The sequence below is a fragment of the Streptomyces sp. F001 genome, assembly GCF_004187715.1.
Classification (GTDB): Bacteria; Actinomycetota; Actinomycetes; order Streptomycetales; family Streptomycetaceae; genus Streptomyces; species Streptomyces flavusporus.
This window is the reverse complement of record NZ_QZWF01000003.1, coordinates 62,386-76,558: the sequence shown is the minus strand read 5'-3', so window position 1 is coordinate 76,558 and position 14,173 is coordinate 62,386. Positions and strand designations below refer to the sequence as shown.

The following is a 14,173-nucleotide window of genomic DNA, read 5'->3' as shown; positions in this document are numbered from 1 at the left end:
TCGTCGGAGTTCCAGCGCGCGCTGGAACTGGACCGGCACACGCACGCGATGAAACACGGCTGTACGGCCGTGAACACCGGCAGTCGCTGATGACCGAGGCGAGCATTGCCATCGACGTCCGGGAGACCGGTGACTACATCGGCGCACGGTCCCTGCAGCAGGCGGTCGTCGACGGCTATCGGAGCATCTTCGGGCCGGGCAACCCCACGACCCTCCAGACTCTCCGGCAACTGAGCGAGTCCTGCCGGAAGGAGGGCGACCACGCCACCGCGCTGGAACTGGCGCGCGACGCGTTCAACCAGTTCACCCGCCGCTACGGCGACACCCACCCGGAGTCCCTGACGGCCGCGCTCGCCCTGGCGGTGGCGTTGCGGCACAACGGCGAGCTGGAGGCGGCCCGCGACCGCGGCGAGCGGCGTGCGAGCGGTTCCGCCGGCTGTTCAGCAGCGACCATCCGCACGTCCTGGCGGCCGACATCGACCTGGCGGTGACCTACCGTCTGCTGGGCCGGGTCGAGGAGGCCAGGCAGCGCGACGAGGAGGCGCTCCGGTCGCTGACCGAACGCCTGGGCGAGAGCCATCCGATCGCGCTGGCCTGTGCCATCAACCTGGCGAGCGATCTGAGCGCGCTGGGGCGGGCGGACGAGGCCCGCGAACTCGGTGAGAAGGCAAGGGCGTTGTGCCTGGCGCGCCTGGGCGAGGACCACCCCACCACGCTGGTGGGCGGCGCCAACCTCGCCCTGGACCTCATCGCCGTCGGCCGGGAGACGGAGGGAGGCGCTGCACGCGGATGTCCTGGCCCGCCTGGAGCGCGTCCTGGACGAACCCCGGCTGCGCTCCGCCGACTCCGGTCCTCACCCGGCGACGCTCCAGGCACGGGCCCGGGAGCGGGCCAACTGCGACATCGACCCGATGCCGCTGTGAGGTGACGGGCGTACGGTCCGAGGTGCCGCTCTTCCCGGGGGAAGGGCGGCACCGCCGTGTCCGGTCAGTGCGCTTCGGACGGGGGTGAGCCGAGCCACGTGGCCAGGTGGACGGGGTCCGGTGGGGTGCCGGTGACGCGGAGCAGGGCCTCGTGCACCGCGCGGGCCCGTTCGGGGTGGTGGCTCAGCAGTTGGGCCGCGATCGGGTGTGTGTCCGACGCGGCGAGCGCCCGGCCGAGGCCCCCAGGTGCCGGCCCGTCCGGGTTCCACGGCCAGGTGGGCCATGTATGCCTGACGGGCCGCGACGGCGTCGCCGGCGGCCAGCAGGGCGTCGCCGGCCAGTGCTCCGGTGACCCGTGCGGCGGCTTCTCGGCCTCGGAGTGGCGGTCGCCGTCCGCGCCGGTGAGGCGGTGGCGGACGAGCATCGCCAGACAGTCCAGCCACCGTGCGGAGGGATCGGGCACCACCTCGGGCTCGCCGCCAGGGCGCCGGGCGGTCCGTTCTCGCCGGCCAGCCAGGCCCGTACCGCCTCGTCCACGGCTGCCGGGGCGGGCCGCAGATGGTGGGCCCGCCAGCGCGCCACATGTCGGCGACGCAGAGCCGGGCCGCCGCCAGCTGGTCCTCCGGTACGGGCTCGGCCAGCCACTTGGCGCAGTGGTCACGCAGCGTGTCCAGCAGGGTGATGCCGAGCGGGGTGAGGCGTGGATGACGGTGGACCTGTTCCATCGCCGTGGTCACATGGGCTCGCCACAGCGCGAACTCGAAGTGCGCCGTCGCGGTCCGCGCACCGGCGGCCCGGCGGTGGGCACGCCAGAAACGGGTGATGCCCACGAAGGCGTAGATGCCCTGAAGGAGCCCTTCGAGTGGGCGGGGGTCGTCCCGCCAGGGCGCGTACCACAGCTCCGTACCGGTGTCGGCGCCCGGGTCACGAGCGGGGTCAGATGCAGCAGCCCGCCCAGCTTGGTGTGCTGGAACTCGTGCACGAGCGTGACGGCCAGCTGGACGGCGTCGTCCGGCTCCGAGGCCTCGATGCCGCCGAACGCGTCACCTGACGACACACTGCGCGGCCGAAACCTTTCCCTTGCCGGGTGGGACTCAGGGAGAACACGCCCGCCGCATCGCGGCGGCCGTCTCGGGCTGGTCCCGCAGCAGCACCCCCCAGGCCGCTCCAGCATCTGCCGCCACTGCGCCGCGGCCTCCTCGGACAGCGGCCGCGGCTCGGTCGGCTGCGGATACGTCCGGTACGGGTCCAGGTCGTCCAGGGCGACTTCCAGCGGCGTTCGGGCGGGCCGACCGCGAGCCGGCGCACCGGATGCCACCCCGGCCCCGCCGAGCCCGGCGGCAGCGGTACGGCGACCTGTGCCCCGGCGTCTCGACCACGGCACGTCCGGCTTCGGCCCGCACGGTGGCCGTCGTCCACGGCTCGGCCGAGGGCAGCTCCGCGCAGCCAGGGTGGGCAGGGGTACCCGGCCGTGCCGGACGGGTACCTCGACGGTGAAGTCGAGCTCCGCGCGTAGCGCAGCCGCGGCGGCCAGTGCGCGGACATGGCCGAGTACCACCGGCAGCGGCGGCTCGTCCTTCTCCGCGGTGCTCGCGCGCAGCCGGCGCAGTGCGGTGGCCAGCCACATCCCGGTCTGCGGATACATGAGCAGCTCGTCGACGACGGCGGGGGCGCGGCGCTGGGCGGTGCTGAGCAGATCCACGCCGGACCAGGCCGTGGCGTCGTCGAGCATCCGTAAGAGCAGCAGCCGACGGCTGCGTTCGGCCGCGGCCAGCAGGTCCACGGTCGCCGGTCCGCCCTCGCCGCGGGTCAGTTCGGCGAGGCTGCCGGGCGGGACACGATGATGCGGCAGGGACGGCTCAGCACGCATGGGCGGCCCCGTCGTCAGTCGAACGCCTCCACGCCGTCTTTGTCTCCGAAGTCGCTGACACTGGCCAGCGGGTGGTCGATCCCGTGCTGCAGCTCCTCGAGGGACGCGGCGAGAAATCGACTGTCAATGGAGCGCAGTGTTTCAAGAGACACCCCCGCGAGATCGACAAGGCTGGACTCGACGGCGGCCACAGACGGCTCCATGACGGCCAAACCCCTTCCCCCCGGCTGCAATTGCGGATGCGGGCTGCTCACATCCCCCTGATAATGGCCGCCGTGGCCTGGATGAAACACCACATCCGCGCGGTGCTGCGATATCAGGTCAGCGGTCGTCATCACCGCCGCGGTGGCGCCGGGACAGCTCCACCGCCTCCGTGTTCATACGGGCACTCCGGCGGAGTCGCCCTCCATCAACCGTATCGCTTCGATGAGTTGGTCCAAGGTGCCGCGATAGCGCAGGCAGGTGCGCAGGATCCCGAACACGTCCGGACGCAGCGCCGGTGAGCGGGGGCTCATGGCCGCGATCACCGGATCGATGCTGCCCAGCACCAGCGCCAGGGTGGTGCGGTCGCTCACCGTGGGCAGTGCGGTCAACGCGCTCACCAGTGCGTCGAGTTCCCGCAGCGGCAGGTCGTCCGGCAGGTGCGCCAGGCTGCCGGGGCCCGCGGTGCCGGGTGTGAGGGCGGCCGGCTCGGGTGGTGACGTGGGCAGTCCGGCGTGCCGGTGCAGCAGGGTGAGGTCGCTCTCGGCAGCAGCTCGTACCAGCGGTCCACGCGGACGGCGGCAAGGCGGCCCAGACCGTCCGAGCGGTGGTGGGCGCTGACCAGCCCGATCAGCGTGCGTCGTGCCAGACCGCCGCACCGGACATGCCCGCCCAGGGGGAGCGGTCGGGTTCGGGGTCCGACTCCGGTGGAGTGACCGCGAGTTCGAGGGTGCCTTCGCGGCGGTTGGACAGCACCGAGATCATCCGGTGGCGTGGCAGGAGTCGCGGTACTGGAAGGGGAGCCGTCGTCGAGCCGGCGCATCCGGTCCTCGCGCAGCTTGAACCGCGGGAAGCCCAGCGCGCTGCACGGCAGCAGCTCGTCCGTGTCGGGCACGGCACCGTACGCGGGCGGCTCGGTCCCGGCCGCGTGGACACCGGGCGGCACGGGCCCGGTGAGCTCCAGGAGCGCCACGTCGGCCTTCTCGGAGGCCAGCACCACGCGCGCGGGTGCGGTCCACTCGTCGGGGCGGTCGGCTTCGAAACGTACGTGCACCTGGGGCCGCTCCCCTCGGCGGTACGGACGACATGCGCGGCGGTGAGGACGTACGACGGGCCGACGCGGTAGCCGGAACCCCGGCGTCCGGCGCCGCGGCCCTCGGCCGGCGTACCAACACCTCCGCCACCGGGCCGGCTCCAGTCCGCGACGCGCCGAGTCACCCCGCTCAGCGCTCGCCCTCGGCCTGGTCGTCGCCCCACCCACGGCGCACGTCCGCCGCCGCTGCGGGTGCGCGGATCGAGCGTCAGCTTCACCCGGGGTGACGCTGCCATCCGGCCGTCCGCGCCGCGTCTCCACCACCCAGAAGCGGATCTTCCCGCCCGCCGTCGCGGCCGCTCCACGACGACGGCCGCCTCCAGCTCCACCGGGCCCACCTCGAAGTACAGGTCCTCCCCCTGTGCGGCGGTACGTGCCGCGGTCAGCTCGCGGCGCAACTCCTCTATCAGCTCGGCGAGTTCAATCACGTCCGGTCCCTACCCGGACCGCCTTTCCTTCACTCGATCCGGGTGCATTCCGCATTCCTGGATCTGTGTGACGCCGCGGATGCATTAGGGTCATCCAGCAGCCTGGAAAGTGTCGAAACCGTACGGTAGCGGCATATATCGGGCATTGTTCGCATCATTCACTTCCACTGTCATGGGACGGCGTCATGGAGAAGTCCGGAGTCGAGTCGGAGCTGATCGATCTCAGCGGCGTCCCGTTGGACCTCTGGCCGGCCCTGGACCTGCCGCCCGCCGAGGGCTCCATGCGGCGCCTGCTCAGCCGTATCGACGACCCGGCCGGCAGCCTCGGCGGCTACAACCCACAGCGCGACGAATAGGCACCCTCCATGCACCAGACGGCCCGGCCCCACGTCCTGTCACCGCAGTCGTTCGACGAACTGCTGGGCGGCGGGGGAGGCCCCGAGACGGTGGACGCCCTGCGCGCGAGCGAGCGCAGCTGGCGGCTGCTCGTCGTACGGGCGCTGCTGGACGCGGCGGCGACGGCACCGACCGGTCCGCTGCCTCCGCTCGCCGAGGGCTGGCGGCTGTTGTCGCGGGCCTGGACCGTGGCCGCGCCGGAGGTGGAGCGGCTGCTGTCCTATCCGGCCGTCGGCATGTGGGCAGCGCACACACTGCGCCGGCTGCGCGGCACCGTCGACCACCATGCGCCTCTGTGGGCGGAGACAGGGCACCTGCACGCACTCGCGGCGAGCGCTGCGGTCCGCGCCGGCCTGGAGTTCCGTACCCACATCCCGGTCCGGCACGGCTGGGCCGTGCTCCCCGCGCTCGGGCCATGCGGGTGCCCGGCAGTCCGGACTGGACCGTCGCCGAGGTCTCCGCCCGCGACGGGGACGTACGGGTCGCGGGCCGTCGGCTGGGCGGACCGGACTGGCACGCCCCGGCCGGACTGCGCGCCGACGGACGCACGCTGCTCCTGGACGACATCGACCCGTATCGCGCCCTGCGCACGCCCGGCGTTCCCGAGCCGCTCGACTCCGCCGTCGAGTGGCAGGAGCTGTTCGGCTCGGCCTGGGACATCCTGCACGCCACCGACCGCGACGAGGCCCGGGCGCTGGCCGACGGACTGGTGTCCGTCGTGCCCCGCCCGCGCTCCGAGCGGTTCCGGCCGCACAGCGCCTCCTCCGGCGACGCCTTCGGCACGGCGGTGGCGTCGGTCCCCGACGACGGCGAGCAGTTCGCCTCGACGCTGGTGCACGAGTTCCAGCACAACAAACTCAGCGCGTTCATGCACCTGTTCACCCTGTACGAGGACCAGGACGCCCGGCTGTACTACGCCCCCTGGCGGGACGACCCCCGGCCGTTGGGCGGGCTGCTCCAAGGGGTGTACGCGTTCTCGGAGTCACCGCCTTCTGGCGGCGGCGCGACCATCCGCTCGGGCGGTTCGAATACGCGCTGTGGCGCGCCCAGACGGCGCACGCACTGGGCACCGTCGGCCGGTCGACGGGCTCACCGACCTGGGGCGGCGCCTGGTGGCCGAGCTCGCCGGGCGGCTGGAGCCGTGGCTCGTGGAGCCGCGTGGACGGCGGCCGCCCGCGCGGCCGACCTCGCGATCGCGGACCACCGCGCGACCTGGCGGGCGTATCACCTGCGACCCGACCGCGGCACCGTCGGTCCCTTGCGGCGGCCTGGCCCCACGAGGCCCCGCCCGTCGCGCCGGGTCACGGGCCGACCTCGTCCCGGGGCGGCCGGTGCGCGGCTTCGACACACGGGCGGTGCTGACGAGGTGGCTGCTGGCGGACCCGGACGGGTTCGAGCGGCTGCGGGACGACCCCGGTGCCACGGTGAGCGGGGCGCGGCCCGAGGACATCGACCTCGTCACGGGCCGTACGGCCGAGGCGCTGCGCGCCTGCCACGCGCGCATCGTCCGTGGCGAGGGCGACCCGAGACCTGGGTGGGGCTGGGACTCGCCGCCGGCGAAGGGACCCCGCCGGCGAGGGACTGCTCGCCCACCCGGAGCTGGCCGCGGCCCTGCACACCGAACTCGACGGACGTGCCGACCGCTGGAGCTGGGCCGGATGCTCGCGCCGGAGACGCCCTAACCGCGCAGCCGGCGTGCGATCTCCAGCTGGTCCTCCTCCAGCGGCCGGCCGTCCTCGATCTCCCACAGGCAGTTCTGCAGCACCCGTCCCAGCGTCCAGGCCCGGGCCCGCGCCCGGTCCAGCCCCATGACGTCGGTCATCGCGTCGAAACGCCAGACGATGTCGGCGGCGTCGAAGCGGTTGTCGATGGCGGGCAGCAGGTCGAACCGGGTCGCCGGCGAGGGGCTTGGGGTCGATGGCGAGCCAGGGGGCGCGGTCGGAGGCCAGGACGTTCTCGTAGTGCAGGTCCCAGTGCAGAAGCCGGTCGCCGGGCTCGTCGACGACCTCCCGTACGGCGGCCGCGCAGTCGGCGAGCAGCCCGCGGGCCTGCGGGTCCGGGATCCGCTCCAGCGCCCGCGGCGTCTGCTCCAGCATCGCCCGCGCGATGTCACCGAGCCGCCGCATGCCGTCCGGTGCCGGTACGGAGGTCAGGTGGGCCAGCATGCGGGATGACCAGGACGGCCTCGCGGGTGTCGGGGAGTGGGCCAGCATGCGGGCGGGGTCGAGGCGTTCGGAGCATCGTGCCGGTGTCCGGGTCGTGGTCGAGGAGCCGTAACCCCGTCGCCGTCCACACCCGCAGCGCGACCGGCTCGCCTCGCTCTCCGTCAGAGTTGCAGCTTCAGCACGGCCGGGCTGCCGTCGGCGCGGAGCAACGGCAGGACAGGGCGGCCACACCGTGCATCGGGCGGCCGTGAGCCCCAGTTCCCAGCGGTCCAGGAAGGCGGCGCCAGCTCCGGCAGCCGGGCGATGAAGTCCTGGCCCGCCTCGCGTTGAACTTCGCCTGCGCGCCGCCAGTCCGTCCGGAATCTCGATCACCGTCCGACCCTAACGCTGCTGCGGCGGTGGCTCGGCGACGACTCGGTACCGGGGGCTGGGCCGCCGCACGGCTTTTCGGAGACTTCGCCGTGATCATCAGGACTGCCACCAGACCGGCCAGGAGCATGATGCCGACGGCGCACCGGATGGCGACGGTGTAGCCGTGGACGATGCCCTCGCGGGTCACCTCGGCGCGTCGGGCGGCGCCGGTGAGGTGCGCGGCGATGTAGGTCGTGCTGCTGGTGGTGGCGATGGTGTTGAACAGGGCCGTCCCGATGGAACCGCCCACCTGCTGTGCGGTGTTGACGCCGGCGGCGAGGTGACGCCCGAGTCGTGCGGGGCGACGCCGGCGGTTGCCGTGGAGAAGACCGGCGTGAAGGTCAGGCCCATGCCGAGGCCCATCGGGATCAGTGCGGGGAGGATGTCGGTGGCGTACGCGGAGTGCACGGTGATCTGGGTGAGGAACAGCATGCCGGAGGCGGCCAGGAGCATGCCGGGGGCCAGGAGCAGACGGGGCGGCACGTGCTGGAGCAGGCGGGCCGCGATCTGGGTGGAGCCGATGAGGATCGACGCCGTGAGCGGGAGGAACGCCAGACCCGTCTGCACGGGGGTGTAGTCGAGGACAGTCTGCAGGTAGTAGGTCAGGAACAGGAACATGCCGAACATGCCCATGACGGCCAGCATCATGGTCAGGTAGCAGCCGCGCGCGTCGCGGTCCTTGATGATGTGCAAGGCAGCAGCGGCACGGACGCCCTGGTCTGCCACCACACGAAGACGGCCACGAGGACACGCCGCCCGCGAACAGGCCGAGGACCATCGGGTCCGACCAGCCTCGGGACTCCGCCTCGCCGAAGCCGTGCACGATCGCCACCAGGCCGCAGCCCAGCAGGACACCGGGCACGTCCAGGCGGGCGCCCGCGTGGCGGGGGCTGTCCTGGAGCAGGGCGAAGGCGCCGGCGACCGCGAGGACCGCGATGGGCACGTTGACGTAGAGGCACCAACGCCAGTTCATGTACTCGGTGAGCAGCCCGCCGACCATGAAGCCGATCGCGGAGCCGCTGGCGGCCAGGGTGCCGTAGATGCTGAAGGCCGTCCGCGTTCCCGGGGTCGGTGAACGTCGTGGTGAGCAGGCTCAGCGCGGAGGGGGCGAGGACCGCGGCGAAGACGCCCTGGAGGGCGCGGGCGCCGAACAGCATGCCGGCGTTCGCGGCGGCGCCGCCGAACGCGGAGGCGGTGGCGAAGCCGACGAGCCCGATGACGAAGGTGCGTTTGCGGCCGATCAGGTCGGCGACGCGGCCACCGAGCAGGAGCAGACCGCCGAACGCCAGGGTGTAGGACGTGATGACCCACTGGCGTTGCCGTCGGACATGTCCAGGTCGCGCTGTGCGGAGGGGAGCGCGATGTTCACGATGGTGGCGTCGAGGACGACCATCAGCTGTGCGAGGGCGATCACCATCAACCCCCACCAGCGGCGGGGGTCGGGTCCACGGATGCGCCGGCTTCAGCCGTCCGGGAGGCACTCATCCGGCCAGAAGACCATGAACCGGGGTGTTTTGCGGTGTATTGCACCGAGGTCCGATGGTGCCGTGTCATGGTCCAGGGACACTTTGCGGTCGTTCCGCGGGTCCAGGGCCCGGTGGCGGCCGCCGCTCGGGAGCGGGAAGCGGTGCACGGCCGGGACGAGACGGCCCTCGGCGGCCTCGGTGAGGGCCCGGAGTTCGAGGGTGCGCAGGGGGTTGGGGCCGCCCGCTTCTCCAGCATCACCGGGCGAGGACCTGCTCCGTGACGCCCTCGACGACCAGCGGCTCGCCGCCCTGGATGCCCTCGGCCGACCAGCCGAACACGATGTGCCGGCGCCGGGGCGAGCATGCCGACGGCCGTACGGGCGGTGTCGCCGCCGACGCCGTCGTACACGACGGTGACCTTGCCGTCGTAGGCCTGGACCTTCTCGGCCAGGCCGGGTCCTTGTAGTCGACGGCCAGGTCGGCGCCGTTCGCGGCGACCCGGGATGTCTTCTCCGGGCCGCCGGCGAGGCCGACGACGGTGGCGCCGGCGTTCCTGGCGTACTGCACGAGCAGGGTGCCGATGCCGCCGGCGGCGGCCGGGATCACGACCACGTCGTCCGGGCCCGGCTCGGCGAACTGCACGATCCCCATCGTCGTACGGCCCGTGCCGATCATGGCGACGGCCTGCGCGAAGTCGAGGTTCGCCGGGATCTCGTGCAGCCGGTCGGCGTCGGTGACGGCGAGTTCCGCATAGCCGCCGGGAACGAAGCCGAGGTGGGCGACGACCCGTTTGCCGAGCCAGGTCTCGTCGTGCCCTCGCGAGGGACTCGACGACGCCGGCCACCTCACGGCCGGGCACGGTCGGCAGCGTGGGGGCGGGGCCGGGGCCCTGGTGGCCCGCCCGGATCGCCGTGTCCAGCAGGTGCACGCCGGCCGCGGCGACGGCGACACGGACTGGCCGGGGCCCGGCACCGGGTCCTCGACCTCTTCGAGGGTCAGGTTCTCGGCCGGGCCGAAGGCGTGGAGGCGGATGGCGCGCATATGAGGTCCCTTCCGTGGTGCTTCTTCCGTGGTGCTTCTTCTGTGGTGGCGCCCCACCCTTCACCCTCAAGCTTGCTTGAGGTCAAGCGGCTGCCGGCGCGCTGCCCCAGCGCCAGGGACACGGCGGTCAGGGCGCTGTTGAAGGACACTCCGACAGCACACCCGGCGCCGCGACCTGATCGCCCCGCCAGGTACACGCCGTCGCCGCGGTCCACGGCGGGCCGGTCCGCCAGGTGGTGCCGGGCAGGTCGACGGCTCCGGTACGGCCGTTCGCGACCGCCTCCCGCCGCCAGGTGACGCGCTCGCGCCAGCCGGTGAAGCCGAGGTCGAGAAGCTGCTCGGCGCGGGCGATGCCGTCGGCGCGGGACTCGTGCGGGGGATCGGGATCTGACCCTGGATCAGCTGCTCGCCCGCCGGGGCGAGGGTGCGGTCCTGCGCCGTGAAGCGTTCGAGCCAGCCGGCGCGTCCAGGTCGGACACCACGAAGGCGTCGCCGCGCCGGGTACGCACGGCGAGGTCGATGAGTGCCGTACGGCCGCTCGGCCAGGTCAGGGAGGCGTCGCCGAGAAGGCGGCGGGCGGCGTCCAGGGAGGTGGCCACGACGACCGGCGTGTCGGTGGGCAGGGTGTCGACGCGGGACAGGGTCTCCATCCGGACACCCAGATTCCAGGCGTGGCCGGCCATCCGGTCGATCACGTTCGCCCAGCCGCCGCGCGGATAGTGCGCCTCGGGCGGCAGCTTGGTGGCGCGGCGCAGCCGCTCCTGGACGAACGCCGCGGACAGCGCGCCGGGGTCGTGGTGGAACAGGGCGACGGCGGCGTAGTGGGCGGCGGCCCGCGCGCCCTCCTCGCCCGCCTGTTCGGTGGCCCAGGTCAGGAAGTCGACGTCGACGGGGGCGTGCCGGGCGCCGCGGCGCAGCAGCTTGAGCATGGCGAACGGCGGGGTACGGCGCAGGGTGCCCCGGTGGCGCAGCCGCAGCCTGGCGGCCTCCAGGGGCGGGACGGTCGCCACGGGGCCGATGAGGTCCCGCTGCTCGAGCCACGCCCAGTGCGGGCCGCCGTTGTAGAGGGCGTGCGGGCCCTCGTTCGTGCGGTACGTGCCCTCGGCGGTCCGGGCCCGCCCGCCCAGGGTGTGGTGGGCTTCGTACACGGTGACCTTGGCGCCCGCCTCGGCGGCGGTGATGGCTGCGGTGAGGCCGGCGAAACCGCCGCCGATGACGGTGATGCGGTGCATGTGTGGGGTCTCCCTCTGCTCGGGTCGCCTCTTTCACGAGTACGACGGATCGAGGGGCCGCGAATGTGACATCGGGAGGCCGGCGGGCTCGGCGGGCGGCGCTCCCTGGTGAGGTTTTCCCAGCTCACGCTGATTGTCAGTGGCGGGGTGCAGCATGGGGCCATGGCGAGGACAGGGACAGGCAGGGCCGGTGGGAGCGGTGGGTCCGGTGTGCGGGCGGCGCGGCGGCCGGAGGTGCGGCTGCCGGAGCCGGCGCCGTACGACGGGGGCGGTTGGAGCCGGACGGGGACTACGACGGGCTGGAAGTTCCGGACGCGGACTTCGCCGGGCAGGACGGCGGCGGCGCCCGCTTCATGGACTGTGCGCTCACGGCGTGCGCCTGGACGAGACGCGGCTGTATCGCGCCCGCATCCTGGACTCCGTCCTCACCGCCCCACGCGGCGTCGGCACCGACCTGGCGGAGTCCACCTGCGCGATGTCGAACTGACAGACGCCCGCCTGGGCGGCGTACAGCTGCACGGCGCCGCCCTCGAACGCGTCCTGATCCGCGGCGGCAAGATCGACTACCTGAATCTGCGCCGGGCCCAGCTCAAGGATGTCGTCTTCGACGGCTGCGTCCTGGTGGAACCCGACTTCGGGGCGCGGAACTGACCCGCGTCGAGTTCGTGGACTGCGCGCTGAGAGCCGCCGACCTCAGCGCGGCGACGCTGAGAGACGTGGACCTGCGTGGGGCGGCTCCGCTGGAGATCGCCCGGGGAGTCGACCGGCTGTCGGGGGCGGTGATCAGCACGGGGCAACTGCTGGACCTGGCACCGGTGTTGGCGGCGGAGGCGGGGATCCGCGTCGAACAAGGGTGACCACAGAACTCACCGCACCCGCGGAAACCGCGCCTGCAACGACCAGATCGCGGGATTGTCCGCGAGGGACTCGTGCAGATCGCACAGGTCGGCGATCAGATCGTGCAGAAAGTCCCGCGCCTCCCGCCGCAGCTCGGCATGGGAGAAGGTGAGCGGCGGCTCCTCGGCCGGCATCCAGTCGGACTCGATGTCCACCCACCCGAAGCGGCGCTCGAACAGCATCCGGTCGGTGGACTCGGTGAAGTCCAGCTCCGCCGCTGCGGCCGGGCGGCGCGGGAGCCCGCCGGATCGCGGTCGAGCTGCTCGACGATGTCGCACAGCGCCCACGCGAAGTCGAGCACCGGTACCCATCCCCAGGCTGTGGACAGCTCCGGTCCGTCTTGGTGTCGGCGAGATAGACGTCACCGCAGAACAGATCGTGGCGCAGGGCGGGTACGTCCGCGCGACGGTAGTCGGTCTGGGGAGGGTCCGGGAACCGGTTGGAGAGGGCGTAGCCGATGTCGAGCACGTAGCGATGGTGTCACGCTGCTCATAGGATCTGGGACGTGTCCCGTTTCGCCCGCCTTGTCCCGGCCGTCCTCATCCTCGCCCTGACCGTGCCCGCATGCGGAACCGGCGGCGCCCAGGGCACCCCGGGCGGCTCCGGCGTCCGCGACCCGTACTTCCCGAAGGCCGGCAACGGCGGCTACGACGTCACCCACTACGACCTGACCCTGGCGTACACCCCCGCCTCCCGCCACCTCACCGGGCGCACGGTGATCACCGCCCGTGCCACCCAGGACCTCTCCTTCAACCTCGACCTCAAGGGCCTGGACGTCGAGCAGGTCACCGTCGACGGCAGCACCGCCCGCTGGAACCGCACCGGCCAGGAACTGACGATCCGCCCCCGCGCCGACCTCGCCGAGGGAGGCACGTTCCGTGTGGCGGTCCGCTACTCGGGCACCCCCGTGACGATCACCGACCCGGACGGCTCCGAGGAGGGCTGGCTGCCCACCGCGGACGGCGCGCTCGCCCTCGCCAGCCGACCGGTTCGATGGCCTGGTTCCCCGGCAACCACCACCCCTCCGACAAGGCGACGTACGACCTCGCCGTCACCGTCCCGAAGGGCCTGCGGGCCGTCTCCAACGGGGAGCTGACGAGCGAGACGACCACCGGCGGCCGTACGACCTCCACGTGGCGCACCACCGCCCCCATGGCGAGCTACCTCGCCACCGTCGCCGTCGGCCGCTACGACATCACCCGCTCCACCACCGGCGACGGCCTCCCCGTGTACACCGCCGTCGACCCGACGGAGACGTCGGCGAGCCGCGCGGTCCTGGCCCGCTTCCCCGACGTGCTCGCCTGGGTCGAGGACCGCTTCGCCCGTACCCTTCTCCTCCGCCGGCGCGATCGTCGAGCGCGCCGGCGACGCCGACTACGCCCTGGAGACCCAAGCCGCCCGGTCTTCGCCGGCGCCCCCGGCATCCGGCTCCTCGTCCATGACTCGCCCACATGGTACGGCGACTCCGTCTCCCCGAGGACCTGGCAGGACATGTGGCTCAACGAGGGCTTCGCCACCTACGCCGAATGGCTCTGGGGAGGACCACGGCGGGGAGACCGCCCAGCAGATCTTCGACGCACTCCACGACCACGGTGAGGACACCTACGACGACCTCTGGGCGTTCCCACCCGCAAAAACGGCGAGCGCCGCGCACATCTCCGACAGCCCCGTATACCAGCGTGGTGCGATGGTCCTCCCAAGATCCGGCAGGCGGTCGGCGACGACACCTTCCACGACATCGTCCGCGGCTGGGCCGCCGCCACCGCACGCAACGCGGACACCGAGGACTTCACGGCGTATGTCGAGAAGCAAGCCCCGGCCCAGGACTTCGACGGGATCTGGGACGACTGGCTGTACGGCGACGGGAAGCCGAGCCGGACCTGAGGAGTTGAGGATGCCGCCCTCGGCGTGGACGGCGTCGAGGTGAGGGCCGGTCGGTCAGGCCTGGCCGTCACGTCCTCCGGCAGCCCTTCACGCCGTGACCATGTGATGCCGGTCTCATCAAAATTTTTTGATTATTCCTTCATGGTCCGCCATGATCATCGCGATC

Annotated in this window: 12 protein-coding genes and 7 pseudogenes; 6 read left to right on the top strand and 13 right to left on the bottom strand. The window is 72.6% G+C overall.

Features of this window, described 5'->3' with window-relative positions:
* Positions 1–89 precede the first annotated feature (89 nt).
* Both StrepF001_RS13425 and StrepF001_RS13420 read left to right on the top strand, forming a co-directional pair.
* Positions 90–491 carry a tetratricopeptide repeat protein gene (locus StrepF001_RS13425; protein ID WP_129798495.1) on the top strand — a complete coding sequence of 134 codons (402 nt, stop codon included), beginning with the start codon at positions 90–92 and terminating at the stop codon, positions 489–491.
* Positions 488–928 carry a tetratricopeptide repeat protein gene (locus StrepF001_RS13420; RefSeq protein ID WP_165396260.1) on the top strand — a complete coding sequence of 147 codons (441 nt, stop codon included), beginning with the start codon at positions 488–490 and terminating at the stop codon, positions 926–928. Before StrepF001_RS13425 ends, StrepF001_RS13420 begins: the two co-directional genes overlap by 4 nt.
* 59 nt (positions 929–987) lie before the next feature.
* On the opposite strand, the gene StrepF001_RS13415 is transcribed toward StrepF001_RS13420, so the two are convergent.
* The 5 genes from StrepF001_RS13415 to StrepF001_RS13395 form a co-directional block, all read right to left on the bottom strand.
* Complete coding sequence (locus StrepF001_RS13415) at positions 988–1,386, bottom strand: hypothetical protein (protein ID WP_129798493.1); 399 nt, start codon at positions 1,384–1,386, stop codon at positions 988–990.
* Positions 1,387–1,656: 270 nt separating this feature from the next.
* Entirely contained in the window at positions 1,657–2,793 is a 1,137-nt protein-coding gene (locus tag StrepF001_RS13410) for an HEXXH motif-containing putative peptide modification protein (RefSeq protein WP_129798492.1), read from the bottom strand.
* Between the two features lie 14 nt (positions 2,794–2,807).
* Entirely contained in the window at positions 2,808–3,128 is a 321-nt protein-coding gene (locus StrepF001_RS13405; protein WP_129798491.1) for a hypothetical protein, read from the bottom strand.
* 42 nt (positions 3,129–3,170) lie between these two features.
* Positions 3,171–3,395: a hypothetical protein gene (locus StrepF001_RS13400; RefSeq protein WP_129798490.1), complete on the bottom strand. Its 225-nt coding sequence runs from the start codon at positions 3,393–3,395 to the stop codon at positions 3,171–3,173.
* Positions 3,392–4,048: a hypothetical protein gene (locus tag StrepF001_RS13395; RefSeq protein ID WP_129798489.1), complete on the bottom strand. Its 657-nt coding sequence runs from the start codon at positions 4,046–4,048 to the stop codon at positions 3,392–3,394. Before StrepF001_RS13395 ends, StrepF001_RS13400 begins: the two co-directional genes overlap by 4 nt.
* Before the next feature lie 652 nt (positions 4,049–4,700).
* Between StrepF001_RS13395 and StrepF001_RS47875 the strand changes: the two genes are divergently transcribed.
* A complete protein-coding gene (locus StrepF001_RS47875) occupies positions 4,701–4,871 on the top strand; it encodes a hypothetical protein (protein WP_165396445.1) in 171 nt (56 codons plus the stop codon).
* 1,077 nt (positions 4,872–5,948) lie between these two features.
* Positions 5,949–6,593, top strand: a complete 645-nt coding sequence (locus StrepF001_RS13385) for a hypothetical protein (protein ID WP_129798488.1) — start codon at positions 5,949–5,951, stop codon at positions 6,591–6,593.
* On the opposite strand, the gene StrepF001_RS47870 is transcribed toward StrepF001_RS13385, so the two are convergent.
* The 7 genes and pseudogenes from StrepF001_RS47870 to StrepF001_RS13365 form a co-directional block, all read right to left on the bottom strand.
* On the bottom strand, positions 6,590–6,733 hold the full coding sequence (locus tag StrepF001_RS47870; protein WP_240797546.1) for a hypothetical protein: 144 nt from the start codon (positions 6,731–6,733) through the stop codon (positions 6,590–6,592). The genes StrepF001_RS13385 and StrepF001_RS47870 overlap by 4 nt on opposite strands.
* A 130-nt stretch (positions 6,734–6,863) precedes the next feature.
* A pseudogene (locus StrepF001_RS47865) lies at positions 6,864–7,007 on the bottom strand (hydroxyurea phosphotransferase); the annotation flags it as partial.
* Positions 7,008–7,631: 624 nt separating this feature from the next.
* Positions 7,632–8,342, bottom strand: a complete 711-nt coding sequence (locus tag StrepF001_RS47860; RefSeq protein WP_240797491.1) for an MFS transporter — start codon at positions 8,340–8,342, stop codon at positions 7,632–7,634.
* A gap of 275 nt (positions 8,343–8,617) precedes the next feature.
* Positions 8,618–8,755: pseudogene (locus tag StrepF001_RS47855) on the bottom strand (hypothetical protein); the annotation flags it as partial.
* A complete protein-coding gene (locus StrepF001_RS47850) occupies positions 8,728–8,904 on the bottom strand; it encodes a hypothetical protein (protein WP_240797545.1) in 177 nt (58 codons plus the stop codon). The pseudogene StrepF001_RS47855 and the gene StrepF001_RS47850, both read right to left, overlap by 28 nt.
* A 162-nt stretch (positions 8,905–9,066) precedes the next feature.
* Positions 9,067–9,994, bottom strand: a pseudogene (locus StrepF001_RS13370) (zinc-binding dehydrogenase); the annotation flags it as partial.
* 66 nt (positions 9,995–10,060) lie between these two features.
* Positions 10,061–11,226 (bottom strand): annotated as a pseudogene (locus StrepF001_RS13365) (FAD-dependent oxidoreductase).
* A gap of 162 nt (positions 11,227–11,388) precedes the next feature.
* On the opposite strand from StrepF001_RS13365, the pseudogene StrepF001_RS13360 reads away from it, so the two are divergent.
* A pseudogene (locus StrepF001_RS13360) lies at positions 11,389–12,083 on the top strand (pentapeptide repeat-containing protein).
* A gap of 9 nt (positions 12,084–12,092) precedes the next feature.
* On the opposite strand, the pseudogene StrepF001_RS13355 reads toward StrepF001_RS13360, so the two are convergent.
* Positions 12,093–12,591 (bottom strand): annotated as a pseudogene (locus StrepF001_RS13355) (hypothetical protein).
* Positions 12,592–12,673: 82 nt separating this feature from the next.
* Between StrepF001_RS13355 and StrepF001_RS13350 the strand changes: the two are divergent.
* A pseudogene (locus StrepF001_RS13350) lies at positions 12,674–14,007 on the top strand (M1 family metallopeptidase).
* Positions 14,008–14,173 lie beyond the last annotated feature (166 nt).

Excerpts from the sequence above, each read along its gene's own strand:
- StrepF001_RS13425 (WP_129798495.1), top strand. The coding sequence starts at position 90 with ATGACCGAGGCGAGCATTGCCATCGACGTCCGGGAGACCGGTGACTAC.
- StrepF001_RS13410 (WP_129798492.1), bottom strand. The coding sequence starts at position 2,793 with ATGCGTGCTGAGCCGTCCCTGCCGCATCATCGTGTCCCGCCCGGCAGC.
- StrepF001_RS13405 (WP_129798491.1), bottom strand. The coding sequence starts at position 3,128 with ATGACGACCGCTGACCTGATATCGCAGCACCGCGCGGATGTGGTGTTT.
- StrepF001_RS47875 (WP_165396445.1), top strand. The coding sequence starts at position 4,701 with ATGGAGAAGTCCGGAGTCGAGTCGGAGCTGATCGATCTCAGCGGCGTC.
- StrepF001_RS47870 (WP_240797546.1), bottom strand. The coding sequence starts at position 6,733 with ATGACCGACGTCATGGGGCTGGACCGGGCGCGGGCCCGGGCCTGGACG.
- StrepF001_RS47850 (WP_240797545.1), bottom strand. The coding sequence starts at position 8,904 with ATGGTGATCGCCCTCGCACAGCTGATGGTCGTCCTCGACGCCACCATC.